An 18441-nucleotide genomic window follows, 5' to 3' on the forward strand; every position below is an offset into this window, starting at 1 on the left:
GCTCTCTCGCGTAGAAAGTGAATAATGGTTACTCATTTCTAAAAAAGAACGCTACAGATACTCAATGAAAAAGCTTGATACACGGAGCTGCTGATTAATTGCGAACTGATAATTGCGAACCGACGCGGACTCCCACGAAGTGGAGGAGCATCGGCGAATTGGTATAAGTATGACAGCGATTGCCAAAATTCGGGTTTCGGTAAAAGTACGGATGGATATAAATCGTTTCTACGGAAAAAATTCCGCGAAAATACGCAAATAATTCGGAATTTGAACGGGGAAGTCTAACTGATAGAAACCTTTAATTCTGTTAGTTAGAAAACCTCTCTAAAATGGTAGCTTCAATCACCCCAGGTTCCATCGTTTCCTGTCGCCAACGCCAATGGGTCGTCCTGCCATCGACGAGTTCGGAAATCATCCGTTTACGCCCTCTCAGTGGAAATGAAGAGCAGATTTGTGGAATCTTCACTCCCTTAGAAGGAAGCGTCGAACCCGCTCATTTCCCACCTCCTGTTGCCGAAGCGATCTCCGACCATACTGCCGCTCATCTGCTAATAGAAGCCGCGCGGTTGAGTTTGCGGAGTGGGGCGGGGCCTTTTCGCTGTCTGGGGCGTTTGTCGGTTCGTCCTCGTCCCTATCAACTCGTGCCGCTGTTAATGGCACTGCGGTTAGAAACAGTACGATTGCTGGTTGCCGATGATGTGGGAATTGGCAAGACAATTGAAGCTGGATTGATTGCCCGCGAGTTGTTAGACCGAGGCGAAGTCAAGCGACTGGCAGTTTTATGTCCTCCGCAACTGTGCGACCAGTGGCAGCGAGAACTCAAGCAGAAGTTTAACATCGATGCGGTCGTCATTCGCTCTGGCACGATCGCTAAACTGGAACGGGGCTTGCCATCGGTCAATAGCCATATCTTCAGCTATTATCCTCACCTCATCGTCAGTCTCGACTATGCTAAATCAGATCGCCGCCGCGCTAGTTTTCTGACACACTGCCCCGACTTGGTAATTGTCGATGAGGTGCATACAGCGAGTTCGACGGGAGATCGCGCCACCCAACAGCAGCGCTATCAGTTAGTTAAAGAAATTGCCCAAAAAGGCGATCGCCATTTGGTGTTACTCACTGCTACGCCCCATAGCGGCATCGAGGCTTCTTTCACGTCTATTTTAGGGTTGCTCAAACCCGAATTTGAAGAGTTGGATTTGAATGCTTTAACGGAACCTCAACGTATCGAATTGGCGCGTCACTTCGTTCAACGTCGTCGGGCTGATGTCAAAAATTGGTTGGGCAACGATACGCCTTTTCCGCAACGAGAATCATTGGAATCCCCTTACCAACTCTCTGCTGAGTATCGCGCCTTGTTCGAGCAGGTGTATGACTTGGCACGAGGATTAGTCAACACAGCCGATGCCAGTCTCAGCTATGCCCAACGTCGAGGACGCTACTGGTCGGCACTGGCAATTATTCGGTGCGTGATGTCATCTCCCGCCGCCGCGATCGCAACTTTATCTCGTCTGAGTGGCAAAGGTGCAGGTGCAGATTCTTTAGCTGAGGAGTTGGACGAGGAATTAGCAGCGACTTACGTTTACGATCCTACCGAGCAAGAAACGGCGATCGATGTGTCTCCCACTGTCGTTGTCGAACGAGGACAATACAGTTATGGAGAATCCCAAAAACGGAAGTTAAGAGAATTTGTCAAAGCTGCCGAGCAACTAAAAGGAAGTAAAGATGCTAAATTACAACAGCTTATTGCTCTGGTTAAAGACTTACTCAAAGAAGGGTTAAACCCGATTGTTTGGTGTCGCTACATTGCCACTGCTAACTACGTCGCCCAATCGCTTAGAGATGAACTAGAGAAGAAGAAAGGCAGCAACGTCTGAGTCATTGCCATTACTGGAGAACTTTCGGAAGACGAACGAGAAATCCGCTTGGATGAATTAAAAGCCTCTCCCCAACGGGTAATGGTAGCGACGGATTGCTTGAGCGAAGGGGTGAACCTACAAGAGCATTTTACCGCAGCCATTCACTACGATCTGCCTTGGAATCCAAATCGTCTAGAACAACGAGAGGGACGGATCGATCGCTACGGACAACCCTCGCCCACTGTCAAGTGTATCTTGCTCTACGGACAAGATAACCCCGTCGATGGGGCAGTGTTGGAAGTCTTGATCCGCAAAGCCGTCACCATTCACCGCACGTTAGGAATTACCGTTCCCGTGCCGATGGATAGCGCCACCGTACAGGAAGCCGTCTTCAAGTCTTTATTTGAGAAAGTCCCCGCTACTCGTCAGCTAAGTCTGTTCGATTTGCTGCAAGATACTCAATCCCCCGTCGCTACTGTACATCAAAACTGGGACAGGGCAGTGGAGCGAGAGAAGCAAAACCGCACTCGCTTTGCCCAGCGATCGATTAAACCCGAAGAAGTCGAACGGGAATTACTCGAATCCAACCGAATTTTAGGCAGCGAAGCAGATGTCGAGCAATTTGTCAAGCAAGCTTGCGATCGCTTGAATGCTTCCCTAGTCAAACAGAAAAACGGCTGGTATTTGCCTAATATTCCTCATTGCTTAATTCCCGTATTGGGCGACAAACCGCGTCTCATTACTTTTTCCCATCCCGCACCAGAAGGAGTTGAGCATGTAGGACGCAACCATCCGCTAGTAGAAGGATTGGCGCGGTATTTACTCGAAGACGCTTTAGAAAACCGACAATCTCCGACGGCGGCGCGATGCGGGGTGACGGTCACCGATGCAGTGACCGTACCAACCTCAATTCTCTTGCTGCGCCTGCGGTACTTATTAGAAAGCAACAAGCATTCGACCTTACTGGCAGAGGAATGTTTGGTTGTAGGATTTACGGGTTCGCCTTCTCAACCTCAATGGTTATCTGACGAGGAGACTTTGGCACTCCTGCAACGAGTAGAACCTGGAGGCGATTTGCCCTTGCAGCGCAAGCGAACGGCGATCGAACGGATTTTGTCAAATCTACCCGTTTTGGAATCTCATTTAGAACAAATTGCCCAAACGCGATCGCAATCTCTCTTACAATCCCATCGACGAGTAAGAGCAATTACCAATTCGCAATTCGCAATTAACAATTCGCAATTACGGGTTCAACCTCAATTGCCAATGGATGTTTTGGGTGTTTATCTTTTTCAACCTTTATGAAATCTCAATTGTGAGACAGCCAGAGAATAAATTCTCTGTCTCATGGCTTAAGTCCGTTTAAACGGACTTCTATTTAGGTTCCAAGATATTCGGATTAATTACTTAAATTGCAGATCGTTATGCTTTATATCGAAGGAAATTTAATTGCTGCCGATTTGACTGAGGATTTGTCTTCTGGTGATTTTAAAGGACAATCCCCAACAGACTTTGGTTTAAAGAAAACCGATAAGTTAGAAGACGAGATCGCCCGTGCCTGGGGCGATGCCAAAGCATATTGGGCAGCTTTTAAGAGACGATTATCGCGACTCGAAGACGGCGATGCGGCTACTAGCCTGACAAGGGAATATTGGGCAGTGCCTTTGTTGGAACTGTTGGGCTACCATCCGGTTTACCAGGCAAAAGCTGAGATAGTAGACGGGCAAACTTACGCCATATCCTATCGTGCCTGTAGTAAATCCAACAATTGCGAATTGCCCGCTGCCAATTGCGAATCGTTTCCGCCAGTCCATATTATCGGTTCTCGGTTGAAGTTAGAAGAACGTCCTCCATCGGGCAATCCGCGACTATCCGCACACGCGCTGATGCAGGAATATCTCAACCGCACCGAACACCTCTGGGGCATTGTGACTAATGGTTTGCGCTGGCGGTTGCTGCGAGATTCTTCCCTGATGACGCGCTTGACTTATATAGAGTTCGATCTGGAACAGATTCTTGAAGGAGAAAATTTTGCTGAATTTTGCTTATTCTACCGCCTATTCCACCGTTCTCGCCTGCCAGAAGGAGTAGATGATGCCGACAAGTGCTTATTGGAATTCTATCATCAAGAAGCCATTCAGCACGGGGGACGGGTACGCGATCGCCTGCGCGATGGAGTCGAGAAAGCCTTAATTTTGTTGGGAACGGGATTTCTCCAGCATCCAAGCAATCAATCATTACGAGAGCAATTCGCAATTGAAGAAGGGAAACAATTAACGGCGGCGGATTTTTATCGTCAGTTACTTCTGCTCATCTATCGCCTCTTATTCCTGATGGTGGCAGAGTCGCGTCAGATTTTATTAATCGGAGATGACGAAGAGAAGGCGCGGATTTACACCGAATATTACAGCATCGAACGACTGAGAAATTTAGCCGAACGCCCCAGCTATCGACGAGAGGGATTTCAGGATATCTGGCAGGGGTTGCGGGTGACTTTTAGCTTGTTTGACGAGAATTGGCGCGGGGAATTGTTGGGGCTATCTCCGTTAAATGGAGATTTATTCGGTTCTAAAGTACTGCAAACGTTAGATGGTTATGCAATCGATAACTACGATCTGCTGCGTGCCATTCGGGAACTATCTTTATACGAACAAAAGGGACAGTTACGCCGCGTCAATTACGGTGCGTTGGATGTAGAAGAGTTGGGCAGCGTTTATGAGAGTCTGCTAGAATTCCATCCTCAAATCGTGCGGCACGAGGGGATTTATGAATTTAAGTTAGTTGCAGGAAGCGATCGCAAGACGACGGGTTCTTATTATACACCGCCAGAGTTGGTCGCGCAGTTGATTAAATCGGCGTTAGAACCCGTCATTGAGGAGAAGCTGAAGAGTGTTCGGAATGCCCTCACCCCTAACCCCTCTCCCACAGGGAGAGGGGAACTGACTGGAAGAGAGGAACTAACCGGAAGAGGGGAACTGACTACTGGAAGAGAGGAATTAGAGGATGAGCAAGTTAAGTGGGAAGTTTCTCAATCCTTGCAGAAAAAGATGCAGGAAATTGCCCAGCAGTTTCGCAAGAAACCGACTAAAAGCGAAGCAATCTTGTGGGAAGCTTTGCGGAACAGAAAGTTAGATAACCGAAAGTTTCGACGGCAGCATCCTATTGGTACTTTTATTGTTGACTTTTTCTGCCATGCAGAACGCTTAATCGTCGAAGTTGATGGAGGAGTACACGAGTCGCAAAAAGAGTTAGATCGTCAGCGTCAAGAACTTCTTGAATCTTTAGACTTACGTTTTGTAAGAGTCAGCAGCGAACAAGTAGAAACCGATCTCGCGACTGTACTATCTACCATCCGCAATACCTTTTCACACCCCTCGCCCTCTGGGAGAGGGGAAGGGGGTGAGGGCGCAATCAGACAAGCACAAGAAGCCGCCCTCTTATCCCTCAAAATCTGCGATCCCGCTTGCGGTTCGGGACATTTCCTTTTAGCCGCAGCAAGACGCATTGGCAAGGAATTAGCCCGCATTCGGACTGGAGAGGCGCAACCTGCCCCAGAACCTCTACGTCAGGCGATTCGAGATGTCATTCAACACTGCATCTATGGAGTCGATTTTAATCCCTTGGCGGTGGATCTGTGCAAGGTGGCGTTGTGGATTGAGGGATTCTGTAAGGGATTGCCCCTGAGTTTCCTCGACCACCGAATCAAATGCGGTAACTCCCTCGTTGGCGTGTTGGATATTTCCTGTCTCGATGAAGGAATACCAGATACGGCATTTAACCCAGTGACGGGAGATGAAAAAGCTTTGGCATCGCAGATCAAGAAGCGCAATAAGAAAGAGAGGGAAAATCTCAACCAATTATCGCTGTTTGAAAATGTAGATCGCACTAACTATGCACAGCAGTGGCAAGAGTTAGAAAACTTGGAAGAAACGACACCCATAGAAGTGAAACGCAAAGAGGCGAAATACAGAGAGAATCGGCAAAATACGAAATGGTGGCGCGATTATTCGGCTTGTAATTTGTGGACGGCTGCATTTTTTATGCCGTTAACCGAACAGAAATTACAGTTGTTACCGACAACGGAAGCATTGAATCAACTTTTACGAGGTAGTTCGTCAACACAAAAAATTGTCGATGCGGCGAATAAGTTAGCGGAAGAAAAGCGCTTTTTCCATTGGTGTTTGGAGTTTCCCGAAGTGTTTTGCCCTCACCCCGTCCTATCGGACACCCCTCTCCCCGTGGGAGAGGGGAAAGGGGAGAGGGGTTTTGACTGTGTTTTAGGTAATCCGCCTTGGGAGAGGATTAAGTTACAGGAAAAAGAGTTTTTTGCCTCCAGAGATGCTGAAATAGCTAATGCAGCCAATAAAGCAGCAAGAGAGAAATTAATTAAACAGTTATCGCACAAGAATCCTGAGTTATTACAAGCATTTGAAGAAACAAAACACGATGCTGATGCACAGAGTAAGTTTATTCGCGAGTCGGCGAGATTTCCTTTAACTGCGGTGGGAGATATTAATACTTATGCAGTGTTTGCGGAGACGACGAGAAAGATTATTTCATCTCATGGAAGAGTAGGAATTATTGTACCTACAGGGATTGCGACAGATGATACTTGCAAGAAATTTTTTGGCGATCTCACTCAAAAGCAAAACTTGGCTAGTTTATATGATTTTGAGAATCGAGAAGCAATATTTGCTGCTGTAGCTCGTAGCTATAAATTCTCTTTACTGGCAATGAGTAATAAACCCATTCAACAAGCTAACTTTTCTTTCTTTCTCACGCAACCCAAACAAATCGATAATGCAGCGCGAGTTGTCCAATTAGCGCCTCAAGACATAGCTTTAATGAATCCCAATACCTTAACTTGTCCCGTTTTTCGCACTCGTGCAGATGCAGAATTAACCAAGAAAATCTATCAGCGCGTACCTGTTTTAGAAAACGAGAAAACAGGTAAGAATCCTTGGGGTATTTCATTTATGCGGATGTTTGATATGGCAAATGATAGTGGGTTGTTTGTTTCCTCACCCCCTTCCCCTCTCCCAATGGGAGAGGGGTGTCCGACAGGACGGGGTGAGGGTCTAGTTCCCTTGTATGAGGCGAAGCTATTTCATCAGTTTGACCATCGTTGGGCAACTTATACAAATAACGGCGATACTCGCGATGTGATGGATGAAGAGAAAAACGATCCAAATTATCAAGTTCAACCTCGTTATTGGGTGAGTCGTACTGAAGTAGAAAATAAGTTAGCTGGCAAGTGGAATAAAAAGTGGTTGCTTGGATGGAGAGATATTTGTCGCTCAACTAATGTACGTACAGCTATTTTTAGTTTATTGCCTAGAGTGGCTGTTGGAAATAAAGCACCAATATTTTTCATAGATAAAAAGTATTATTCTCTTACATCATGCTTACTTGCTAATCTTAATAATTTAATTTTTGACTTTGTAGCAAGACAAAAAATTGGTGGAACTAACATGAGTTGTTTCATCGTCAAACAACTCCCCGTCATTCCCCCAGAAGCCTACACAAAAGAAGACATTGAATATATCAGCAGTCGAGTCCTCGAACTGGTTTACACTTCATGGGATATGCAACCATTCGCCTTAGATATGGGATACGAGGGAGAACCTTTTAAATGGGACGAAAACCGCCGCGCTATTCTCCGCGCCGAACTCGATGCAAAATACGCTAAACTTTACGGACTCACTCGCGATGAGTTGCGATATATTCTCGATCCTGCGGATGTTTATGGCGAAGATTTCAAGAGCGAAACTTTTCGGGTTTTGAAGAATAATGAGATGAAGAAATATGGGGAATATCGGACGCAAAGATTAGTCTTGGCGGCATGGGATATGATGGGAAAGTAAATATCGAAGTTACTATATAGCAATCCCATTTGATTGGCGAGTTGCCCTCACCCCAACCCTCTCCCACAGGAGAGGGAGTTAAGAGAGAGGGGAGGCAGAAATATTACAACTGATTTAGGATTGCTGTATATAAAGTAGCGATCGCTTTAACCGATAAGCCTTCAGAAAAAGTGCCGAGTGAGAAGATTAATCACATAAACCTGGTTGACTGACCAATCTTTGTCCCCTCATCCCTAAATCCCTTCTCCCACAAGGGGCGAAGGGACTTCAGACAAAAGTCTTAAGTTGAGAGCCACTCTCCCGCTCTGGGAGAGGGGTTGGGGTGAGGGCGATTTGAGTTTTGTCACTCAACCAGGGGAATGATGTTACAGTATGTTTTATTTCTTCTCAAAATGTCGCTAACTTAAGCGCAGAAGAATTTGCGATCGCATCCACCAACTCAGAATTTGCAGCAACGGGATTGAAAACCGATTCTAAAGTCAGAGTATCGAGATTTAATAATATTTCAAAACGGGATAAAAACTTATCTGCCTAGACTAATTTTCAGGTAAAAACAATCATTTAAATGACTTATTTCAATAGTATTAGCAATTATCAAAATCACAAAATTTAACGATTGCGATTATTAAGTTCATTCTGATAACGAGCTAAAAGTGAATTAAAAAGACTAGACGAAGCTCGAAAATTAGTTTGTTTGAGACGTTCAAGAGACTCTGCCAGATCTATTAAATCTCTGATAGCAGCTTGATAAAAAACACCAAGTAAACCAATTACCTTTAAGCCTCTATCGATGGCTATTCTTCGGGCTTCTTGCTCGTCCAAAATAATCAAATTAGCTTTTAATCTCTCTGCCAAGAAAATAGCATTGCGTTCGCCGAGATCCAAGGTCAAAAGCGAATCATCTTCGACTAGATCTACTGCTTGAATTATTAGCCAAGGGGGAGGATTTGCTATCCATTCTTGCAATATAAGTGGTGAACCTGATGCAGCAAGTTCCGAGCAAACTGCTTGAGGAATAATTACTTGACCGTACAATTGAGGTAGCACATTGATGGCATCAATTAGCACTAGGTAACAAATAGGGGATGTGTTAGAAACAACAATCAATTGGACGTTAACTCGTTAATAACTTGAATATCTTGTTCTAAATCGGTTTCATCATAGTGTAAATTGGCTCCTCTTTCCTTGAGAAATTGCTCAACTTCATAAAAAGAAGATAAATTTAGCATTTGTCTTACCTGTCCCCGCGTCATCACCCCTCGACGATAACCTTCGACAGCTAATGCCTCTAGCGTTCGTTGCGATAAATTCCCCCACTTCAGTTCGAGAAGATCGGCTAATTCTTCTGGAATGTCAATTGTGATTTGCATCGTTTATCAGTTCCGTTCTACTTTCTGCTATCTATTTTAGAATCGCGATCGCTCTCATTGAGTCGTATGAAAACGAATTTAAATATGAGGCAGCGCTTGAAATCGCTGACTTTTCGTTAGAATATCAAAATCAGTCAACTATTTGACCAAACAATTGTCATTCGCAATTCGCTCGTTCTCCTCGCTGCGCTACGTGCGGGCGAGTTGGCAATTAAAATTCGCGAACATCTAATTAGATAATTGTTAATTAATGGGTTTCAAGTCCCCACTGATTGTGTAATTGCGAATTGCGAACTGGTAATTGCGAATTGGTTTGACTCACTCGACTTGCTAATCGAGGGTAGAAAAAAATATGACAGCAATAACTTTATATTTTCCACCTACAGCTCGACTTAGCGACGAACAATTTGGATCCCACTAACAAAATGGAATAACCTAACTCCACAAGAGCAGGAAAAATTTTTGCCCTTCTGTCCCGATTTTGTTATTCAATTGCGTTCTCCCAACGATGCCCTAAAAACGCTACAGGAAAAGATGGTTGAATATATCGATAACGGCACTCGTTTGGGATGGTTGATTAATCCGCAAGACAGACAAGTAGAAATCTACCGTGCCGGACAAGATAAAGAGATTTTAGACAATCCCGCTACCCTATCGAGGGAAAATGTCCTGCCCGGTTTTGTCCTAAATTTGCAAGCCATCTGGTAGTTTTTCAAATCTCTTGGGAACACTAAAACTACATTAGCGTTTGAGTTTTCCCTATCATGACCAGAACAATCTTTAATTCGCCACTCCTACTCCCTTCGCTCCGTACAGGACGGTTGTGAATTGCGAATTGTGAATTGCGAATTGTGAATTGCGAATTGCAAATTGGAGCGAAGCGACATGACAGTCTGGGCTGTATCGGTTACTGATACCTTTCTCAACGAACTACTCAACCTGCCCCACGCCATTAGCAAAAAAGTGGCAGGAAAAATCAAAATTCTCGAAAAAGACCCAATTTCTGCCCAAGGGGACGCGAAAAAACTTAAAGGATACAAACAAAACGTCTATCGCGTTCGTTTGGGTGACTATCGGCTTTTTTACAGCTTTGGAGATGGTTGGATTAAGCTGTTAAGCATTCGCAAGCGGGACGATCGCACCTATGAAACTGAAGTTCCCGCCTTCGATCTTCCCATTGTCTCTCCTCGTGCGATCGAAAACTGGGAAGATTCTACTGCTTCCAACTCTATCCCAACTAGCTCGCCAATCGCCAGTCGTCCTCTTCCCTTTATTTTGACCCAAGAGCAACTTCAACAATGGCAAATACCCCAACAGCATTGGGACGATTTATGCCAAGTCAAAACTGAAGACGATTTAATTGCTTTAGCCATTCCCGACAAAATTCTCAGTCGCATCCTCGACAATCTCTTTCCCCGCCCTATTGAAGAGATTGAAAATCAACCCGAATATCTCCTGGCACAACCCGAAGACCTCGATCGCTTTTTCAATGGCGATATCAGCGCTTTTCTGCTCAAACTCGACCCCGAACAGGAGAAATTGCTCTCTTTTGGTAGTAAAGGTTCTACTCTCGTCAAAGGCGGTCCCGGCACGGGAAAATCTACCCTCGCCCTCTATCGAGTGAAAACCTTATTGGAATGGGGAGTAAAACCCATTCTCTTTACCACCTACACCAAAGCCCTGGTGACCTATTCCCAACAACTTCTCGAACAACTGTTGGGAAACTCTCCCGAAGCAATGGGCGTAACAGTAACGACGGTTGATTCGCTCGTTTATAAAAACTATGGAAAGACGGGTTTTGCCAGCGAAGAGCAATGTTTGGATTGTTTGGCGATCGCGCTCAAAACCGCAGAACTTCCCGCTAGAAACGTTTTCGATCGGCAAGTTCGCCGCCAAAGTTTAGAAAAATTAGGACTTACTTATCTCCTGCAAGAAATTTTAGAAATTATCGAATCGAGAGGGCTTAACAGTTTAGAAGATTATCAAAATACCTCTCGCAACGGACGGGGCATTCCACTCAAAGCCAACCTCCGCGAAGCCATTTGGGCAGTCTATCAAACCTGGACTGATTTGATGGAAAAAAACGGCACGCTGACTTGGGAACAACTGCGTCGAAAAGCTTTGGCGGTCGTCTCCCGTTCCGATTTTACACCGCCTTACCAAGCCGTCATTGTCGATGAGGCGCAAGATCTCTCTCCCGTTGCCTTGCGATTTCTTTTATCTCTAATCCCCTCGGTTGATAGCGTATATTTGACGGCTGACGCTTCTCAATCCCTTTATCAAAAAGGGTTTAGCTGGAAGCAAATCCACGCCGACTTGAAAGTTGCCGGACGCACTCTCTTACTCAAACGCAACTATCGCAACACCCAACAGATTAGCGCTGCCTGCGCTCAAATCCTAGCAGGTACGGAAGCGGGAGATGAAGACTGCATTCGTCAATATCCCTCGCCCCACCACGGCGATTTGCCTTTAGTGTGGCAAGGAGAGGACGAACGAGAAGAAATCTTGAGAATTCGCGACTTTTTTATTACCTGCGCCAAAAAATATCGCTTGCCCCTACACGGTAGCGCGATTCTATGTCCCAGTATTCAAGGGGCAAAACAATATGCCCAAAGACTAGACCAGCTAGGACTCAAAGCCAAGTTTGTCGGCAGCAAGGAAATCGACCTGAGAGCGCCTTATATTAAGACAATGACGCTACATTCGGCGAAAGGGTTGGAATTTCCTTTTGTCGTCGTCGGACTATCGGAAAGTACATTTCCACAAATAGAAGAAAATCTGCCGCCCCAAGAAATCGCGATCGCGCTCAATGCCCAGCGCCGTCTCTTCTACGTCGGTTGTTCTCGCGCCATGCGCGCTTTGATGGTTTCTGGGACGAAAACGAGTTGTCAGTTTTTAGAACATCTCGACGAAAATTATTGGCAATTGGCTCGAACAAAGGGAGATAGGAAGTAAATGACAGTTTTTAGGTTGCAAGATTTACTCGAACAAGACGAAAAAGCGATCGCGGCGACTAGCACTCTCATGGGAATGGGAATAGCTAAACTCGACTGTCAAGGAGTGGAATCTCTCAGTAACGGACAGCTTGAGGCTTTATTTTCTGCCATTCCCCAAGATTGGGATTTTGACAAGTTCGGAGACATTATCGACCCCGATACCGTCAGCGAGTCCCTTGCCCAACAACTGGTCGATTGGATCGATCGCCGTTTGGGAAGAGAAAAACACCAAGCAAGCATTCACCCTCAAGAGAAAAAAGCCGAAGCCAAAAGCGATACGCTAGATATATTCAACCTCCGAGACGAAGTAATTAGCGACTACCGCCGCTACCTCGAAAGTTTTCTCAAAATTCGCGATCGCCAAGTCAGAGAGTTTGTCACTAGCGAACTCGACCAAGGACAACTGTGGAAAGATCCCCTCATCCAAATCAATCCCGCCTACAAACGCAGTGCCGATATCGATACTCTCGTTTCTGAAGGCATCCTGCATCCCGATTGCCGCTCTTATTTCCCCAATTTTAATTTCTATCATCACCAAGAAAGTGCCTTTCGCTGCGCCCGACAGAATCAACCTTATGTACTAACCACAGGAACGGGTTCGGGCAAAAGCTTGAGTTACGTCGTTCCCATCATTGACGATTTGCTGCGAAACCCAAACCTCAAAGACGTGAGGGCAATCTTGGTTTACCCCATGAACGCCCTCATTAATTCCCAAGAAGAGGAATTCAAGAAATTTCTCAGCCGAGTTCCTAACTGCCACATTCGAGTCGAAAAATACACCGGACAGGAATCTCTCCAACGAAAAACCGAAATTCAAAACAATCCGCCTCACATTCTGCTGACTAACTACGTGATGCTGGAATTGATGCTTACCCGCGTCCACGAAGATAAGTTAGTTGCATCGCCCAATCTAAAATTCCTCGTCCTCGACGAACTTCATACCTATCGAGGTCGTCAAGGGGCTGATGTCGCGATCGTCATTCGCAAACTGCGCCAGCGAAGACAATTGGCAATTCATTCGTCCTCGTCGCGCAGCGACCTGCGGGCGAGTTCGCAATTCGCAGTTAACATGAATAATTGCGAATTGTTATGCATCGGTACGTCTGCTACCATGTCAACCAAAGGCGATCGCACCAGTCGCCGTCAAACCGTTGCTAACGTCGCCAGTAAATTATTTGGCACTGAAGTCAAAGCAGAAAATGTTATTGACGAGACATTAGAAAAAGCGATCGCGCGTCCCTATCCCGATCCTACCGAACTGCGCTCTTGTCTTGAAGCCGGATTGCCACCCGTTAAAGAACAGACCTTAGAAGCGTTCCAACGGCATCCCCTGAGTGCTTGGATCGAGATGAATTTTGGACTAGCCCAAGAAGGGGATCGTTTAGTCCGCCGAACGCCAATTTCCTTAAATGAAGGGGCGCGACAACTGTCCCAACTCACTCAAATTCCCATCGAAACCTGTGTCGATACTCTCAAAAAAATGTTGATCTGGGGCAGCAAAACCAAAGGACTGCCCTTTAGACTGCATCAGTTCATTTCCCAAGGCGGGAGCGTCTACGCCACCCTAGAAGACAAAGACAAGCGATTTCTCACTTTAGAGGGACAATATAAAACCACAGGCGATCGCCTCCTTTATCCCCTTGCCTTCTGTCGCGAATGCGGTCAAGATTATTATGTCGTTCGCTACGATTCCCAAAACAATCAAGTCACCCCATTGCTGCCGACTGCCCTCGATAGCGATGTCGATGTGGAAGACATTGAGGAGGGATACCTAACGCTAGACGAACCGGACTTGTGGGACGAGCGCGACACAGACCGCCTACCGGATAACTGGTTCAGGGAAACCGTTCGTTCTGGACGAGTTGCCAAACGAGAATACGCCTCATTTATTCCTAGAAAACTCCACATTTATCCCAATGGAGTAGTTGCCACCTCCTTAATCGATCGCAATGCTACTCAGTGTTGGTTCATTCCAAAACCCTTTTTGACTTGTCTCAACTGCGGCATTGTCTACGATAAGAAAACTAGAGAATATCGCAAACTCTCTCGCCTCAGCAGCGAAGGACGCAGTACTGCTACGACACTATTGTCCCTGTCTGCCGTTAACCACCTCAAATCCTGCTCTGCCGTCGATGCAAAGGCTGCTAAGATTCTCAGCTTTACCGACAACCGTCAAGATGCTTCCCTACAAGCAGGACACTTCAACGATTTTGTCCAAACCAGTTTTTTGAGGGCTTCCCTTAATGCGGCATTACAAGCATCTCGACAACTCACCCACAAAGAATTAGTCGCTGCCGTCGTCAGACAAATGGGACTATCCCAAGAAGCATATGCCCAACAGCCAGCGGATTTTGGCTATGGCAAGAAGCGCAATGAAGAAGCCTTCGAGCATTTAATCGAATACCGCCTCTATGAAGACTTGCGGCGCGGTTGGCGCATCGTCCAACCCAATTTAGAACAATGCGGGTTACTCGCGATCGCCTATGAAGGATTGGAAAACATCTGTCGAGATATTACTCCGTGGCAGAAACACCCCAATTCAATTTTGCTTCGAGCCACTCCCGAAGAAAGATTTAAAGTCGCCAAAATCCTCTTAGACCAACTGCGAAAAGAATTGGCACTCGATGCCGAACTCCTGCAACCGGAAAAGATAAAAGAATTAAAACGAGAAGTTATTCAAGCACTCAGAGATCCCTGGAAATTCGACGCGAACGAATTACTGCACCAGGCAAAATGGGCTACTTTAAGCAGTAGTAGCGATCGCGATAAAGGAACCATCAAACTCACCCTTCAAAGCAAAATCGGACGTTTTTTGCGAAGCGATCGCGCGTGGTCTTGGCTGACCGAACCCCTCGGCGAACCCGAATACGATCGCTTAATTCAATCTCTCGTCCGAGTGCTAACCGACTGCGGCTATCTCAAACAAAATGGAATGCAGGTTCAGTTGCGAATCGATTCGATGGTTTGGAAAGCTCAAAAAGTCGATAAAATTCCCACCGACCCCTTAACGACTAAGCGCCTTTCTGGCAGTGAAGAAGCTTATCAAGAGGCGAACCAATTCTTCCAAACTGTTTACGATCGCAATGCCCGAGCGATCGAGACAATGGAAGGGCGAGAACACACCGGACAAGTCAACAATCAAAATCGCCAAGAGCGAGAAAACGAGTTTAGAGAGGGACGGCTAGCCGCTTTATTCTGCTCCCCTACGATGGAATTGGGAATTGATATTTCCGATCTGTGCGCGGTGCATCTGCGAAACGTTCCGCCTTCTCCTGCCAATTATGCCCAACGTAGCGGTCGGGCGGGACGAGGCGGTCAACCAGCATTGGTGATTACCTATGCTTCGGCAGGTAGCGGACACGACCAATATTTTTACAAGCGTCCCGAACAAATGGTAGCCGGAGTAGTCGTTCCGCCAAAACTGGAACTGGCGAACCCAGATTTAATTAAATCTCAAATTTACTCGTTATGGTTGTCCCATACTGGTGCCGATTTAGGGGAATCGATGAACCAAATTTTGGATTTGGATAAAGAAGGATATCCCCTGAAGGACGATCTCAGAGCGACTCTAACTCGAAGTCCCCAAATTCTAGAAAACTGTCTTCGCGATGCCCAAACCATCTTAAGCGATCCTTTCTGTCTTGAAGACCTCAAACGGACTGCTTGGTATAGCGAAGACTGGCTAAAATCCGTGCTAAAAAACGCGGTAAATGCTTTCGATCGAGCTTGCGATCGCTGGCGCAGGCTTTATAGCGATGCAACTCGTCAACTCGAACAAGCCAGAGACGCGATCGACCGTGCTGCCAGGGGGGCTGCTACGATGGAAGAACGAGAGAAAGCAAAAACTTTACAACGAGAAGCTCAACGGCAAATCGATCTTTTAGTCGGTCACAACGATCGCAACCGCAGCACGAGCGAGTTTGAGTTTTATCCCTACCGTTATTTTGCTTCTGAAGGTTTCCTTCCCGGCTTTAACTTCCCTCGCCTGCCGGTGAGAACGTATATTCCGGCAGGCGAGGGAGGCGAATTTCTCTCCCGTCCTCGCATTGTTGCCATTCGAGAATTTGCTCCCGCCAATATCGTTTACTATGAAGGAAATAAGTTTCAGATTGCTAAAACTCGCGTTTCGGTTAAAGGCATTGATTACCAGCGAGTGAGTCTTTGCCATAACTGCGGTTACTTCCACGACGGAGAGCGATCGCACCGAGACACCTGTGAAAATTGTGGTAAAAAGATAACCGCAGCTCCCAATGGCAATCCGGCTATTCTAACTCGTCTTTTGGAAATGGAAACGGCGATCGCCCGCAGGCGCGAGAGAATTACTTGCGACGAAGAAGAACGGCTTAAATATGGCTATCGCGTTACTACCCATTTCCGCTACGACGAACGGAAACAGGAAGAGGCTACCGTTACCGCAGCTTCGGGAATGCCCCTTCTACGCCTCAGTTATGGGGAAACGGCTAAGATCTGGCGAATCAACCAAGGATGGCGACATTCCAAAGAACGGGGATTTAAACTCGATACCGCAACTGGAATCTGGGGAGACAACCAAAATTCTCAAACACCAGAACACCTGCACACTGACGTTCATTTGATGGTATCCGATACCTGCAATATCTTAGTCGTTGAAGTTGAAGCACTTAACTTGCCGGAGACTAACGTAGAGGATTTTCTGGCGACATTCCAGTTCGCTCTAGAAAGAGCCATCCAAGCTGTTTACAAGCTCGAAACTAACGAGTTAGCCTCAGAACGTTTGGGTGAAGGCAAATATCTCTTATTCTGGGAAGCTGCTGAAGGTGGAGCTGGGGTTCTTGCTCAGATTTTAACTGACCCTCAAGCGTTTCAAAAATTAGCTCGAGAGGCATTAGAGATCTGCCATTTCGAGCAGCCGAAAGATAGTTGCATTCAAGCTTGCTATGAATGCTTGCTATCTTACCAAAATCAATCCGACCATCCCCGTCTCAACCGCTCTTTGATTAGTAAGTTCCTCGAACAGTTGCGTACAAGTACTCTGCATCGAGAGTCTGAAGAGCATTACCAGCGATTGCTACAACAAACCGATCCCAATTCTGAGTTTGAACGAGTTGTCTTGGAGGAGATCTACAAGCGAGGAATTAAGTTACCAGACTCTGCCCAAGAATTGCTCCCCCAAGCCAATTGCAAGCCCGATTTTCTCTATAAAACTGCTAAAATCGCCCTTTTCTGCGATGGGTCGGTTCACGATAGTAGCGAACGACGAGAGCGCGATCGCACCGAGAGAGAAAATTTAGCTTGGAATTTTGGCTATGAAGTGATTTCTCTGCGCTATGACGAGGATTGGCATTCTAAATTGGAACAGCTAAAAACCTGGCTTGATTAATTTTGATAGCGATCGCTAATTAGTAAAAATAAAAGTGACTTGTATCATATCATTTTTCATTCATTAATGACACAGATAGTCGATCGCTCTCACCCCCAACCCCTCTCCCAAATAGGGAGAGGAGAGAAAAATGTCGATCGCGAAAACCTGAAAATTGGTATTACGCCCAGAGCGGCTGACTAATTACGAACTGATAATTGCGAACCGACGCGGACTCCCACGAAGTGGAGAAGCATCGGCGAATTGGTATAATTAAATTTCTCGGAGCTATTGCACCATTTCAACGGTTTCGACAATGGATTTTTTCCTGGCTATTCCAGCGATATGAGGGCTGACTATAGGAATAGAAAGATTAAAATCCTGATAGTCAACCCTCTCGAAACCAGCCTTCTCCAAGGCTAGCCAAGTTTCGCGGTTGGGGTGACAATTGTCGAATATTGACTTCCAGACAGGCTCGATTCCATCTTGAATCCTTCGCGTCCAAGTGCCGCACTCAGCCGCAACGTGTTCGATAAATAGAAAGCGACCGCCCGGTTTGAGTACCCGCCCAATTTCTTGTAAAGTAGTCGCGAGATCGGTGACGGAGCAGAGGACATGAGTACTGACAACAGTATCGATGCTATTATCCTCCATATCTAGCTGTTCGGCACAACCCAAGCGCAATTCAATCTTCTTCAAACCAAGGCGTTCGGCTTCTTGTTTGAGATACTGATGCATGAAGGGATTCGGCTCAATCCCTATCCAGTGGATATCGCTCGGATAATAGGAAAGATTAGCTCCGGCTCCTGGTCCGATTTCGAGAACTCGTCCTTGCAAATCGCCAAAGAGCGACTGCTTGAGTTGTGCCATGTTTGCATAGTCGGCGCAATGAGTCAGTTGAATGTTACTGTCGTCTGCGGCGTTTGCTTTTGCCATTCCCCAGGCAAACAGGCGCTTTAACCAGTTTGGGGTGGTTTGTCTGTACGATGTCATAAAAAAACTATCCGTTTT

At 46.2% G+C, this 18441-nt stretch carries 9 protein-coding genes and 1 pseudogene; 7 read left to right on the forward strand and 3 right to left on the reverse strand.

Annotated features, from left to right (window positions below; genetic code table 11):
* The first annotated feature begins 332 nt into the window (after window positions 1-332).
* The 4 genes from NIES593_RS24630 (at window position 333) to NIES593_RS15010 (ending at window position 8261) form a co-directional block, all read left to right on the forward strand.
* Entirely contained in the window at window positions 333-1880 is a 1548-nt protein-coding gene (locus NIES593_RS24630; protein WP_217651923.1) for a DEAD/DEAH box helicase, read from the forward strand.
* 9 nt (window positions 1881-1889) lie between these two features.
* A complete protein-coding gene (locus NIES593_RS24635; protein ID WP_281250752.1) occupies window positions 1890-3167 on the forward strand; it encodes a helicase-related protein in 1278 nt (425 codons plus the stop codon).
* Between the two features lie 119 nt (window positions 3168-3286).
* On the forward strand, window positions 3287-7726 hold the full coding sequence (locus NIES593_RS23290; RefSeq protein WP_217651924.1) for a DUF559 domain-containing protein: 4440 nt from the start codon (window positions 3287-3289) through the stop codon (window positions 7724-7726).
* 340 nt (window positions 7727-8066) lie between these two features.
* On the forward strand, window positions 8067-8261 hold the full coding sequence (locus NIES593_RS15010) for a hypothetical protein (RefSeq protein ID WP_175561148.1): 195 nt from the start codon (window positions 8067-8069) through the stop codon (window positions 8259-8261).
* 74 nt (window positions 8262-8335) lie between these two features.
* On the opposite strand, the gene NIES593_RS15015 is transcribed toward NIES593_RS15010, so the two are convergent.
* Window positions 8336-8833, reverse strand: coding sequence for a PIN domain-containing protein (locus tag NIES593_RS15015; protein ID WP_073600348.1), 498 nt, complete (start codon window positions 8831-8833; stop codon window positions 8336-8338).
* Window positions 8830-9096, reverse strand: a complete 267-nt coding sequence (locus tag NIES593_RS15020) for a UPF0175 family protein (protein ID WP_073600349.1) — start codon at window positions 9094-9096, stop codon at window positions 8830-8832. The genes NIES593_RS15015 and NIES593_RS15020 overlap by 4 nt, the downstream gene beginning before the upstream one ends.
* A gap of 408 nt (window positions 9097-9504) precedes the next feature.
* Between NIES593_RS15020 and NIES593_RS15025 the strand changes: the two are divergent.
* From NIES593_RS15025 to NIES593_RS15035, 3 genes and pseudogenes are all read left to right on the forward strand, one after another.
* Window positions 9505-9804: pseudogene (locus NIES593_RS15025) on the forward strand (Uma2 family endonuclease); the annotation flags it as partial.
* A gap of 177 nt (window positions 9805-9981) precedes the next feature.
* Window positions 9982-12051 (forward strand): 3'-5' exonuclease, encoded by a 2070-nt coding sequence (locus NIES593_RS15030; RefSeq protein WP_073600350.1) that lies wholly within the window; start codon window positions 9982-9984, stop codon window positions 12049-12051.
* Complete coding sequence (locus NIES593_RS15035; protein WP_073600351.1) at window positions 12052-17451, forward strand: DEAD/DEAH box helicase; 5400 nt, start codon at window positions 12052-12054, stop codon at window positions 17449-17451.
* Window positions 17452-17718: 267 nt separating this feature from the next.
* Here NIES593_RS15035 and NIES593_RS15040 read toward each other — a convergent pair whose 3' ends face one another.
* Window positions 17719-18423, reverse strand: a complete 705-nt coding sequence (locus tag NIES593_RS15040; protein ID WP_073600352.1) for a class I SAM-dependent methyltransferase — start codon at window positions 18421-18423, stop codon at window positions 17719-17721.
* Window positions 18424-18441: the final 18 nt, after the last annotated feature.

Origin of the sequence: Hydrococcus rivularis NIES-593 (assembly GCF_001904635.1) — a bacterium.
Lineage (GTDB): Bacteria > Cyanobacteriota > Cyanobacteriia > Cyanobacteriales > Microcystaceae > Hydrococcus > Hydrococcus rivularis.

What these genes read in the sequence shown, in the direction of transcription:
- NIES593_RS24630 (WP_217651923.1), top strand. Translation starts at nt 333, where the DNA reads ATGGTAGCTTCAATCACCCCAGGTTCCATCGTTTCCTGTCGCCAACGC.
- NIES593_RS23290 (WP_217651924.1), top strand. Translation starts at nt 3,287, where the DNA reads ATGCTTTATATCGAAGGAAATTTAATTGCTGCCGATTTGACTGAGGAT.
- NIES593_RS15020 (WP_073600349.1), bottom strand. Translation starts at nt 9,096, where the DNA reads ATGCAAATCACAATTGACATTCCAGAAGAATTAGCCGATCTTCTCGAA.
- NIES593_RS15030 (WP_073600350.1), top strand. Translation starts at nt 9,982, where the DNA reads ATGACAGTCTGGGCTGTATCGGTTACTGATACCTTTCTCAACGAACTA.
- NIES593_RS15035 (WP_073600351.1), top strand. Translation starts at nt 12,052, where the DNA reads ATGACAGTTTTTAGGTTGCAAGATTTACTCGAACAAGACGAAAAAGCG.
- NIES593_RS15040 (WP_073600352.1), bottom strand. Translation starts at nt 18,423, where the DNA reads ATGACATCGTACAGACAAACCACCCCAAACTGGTTAAAGCGCCTGTTT.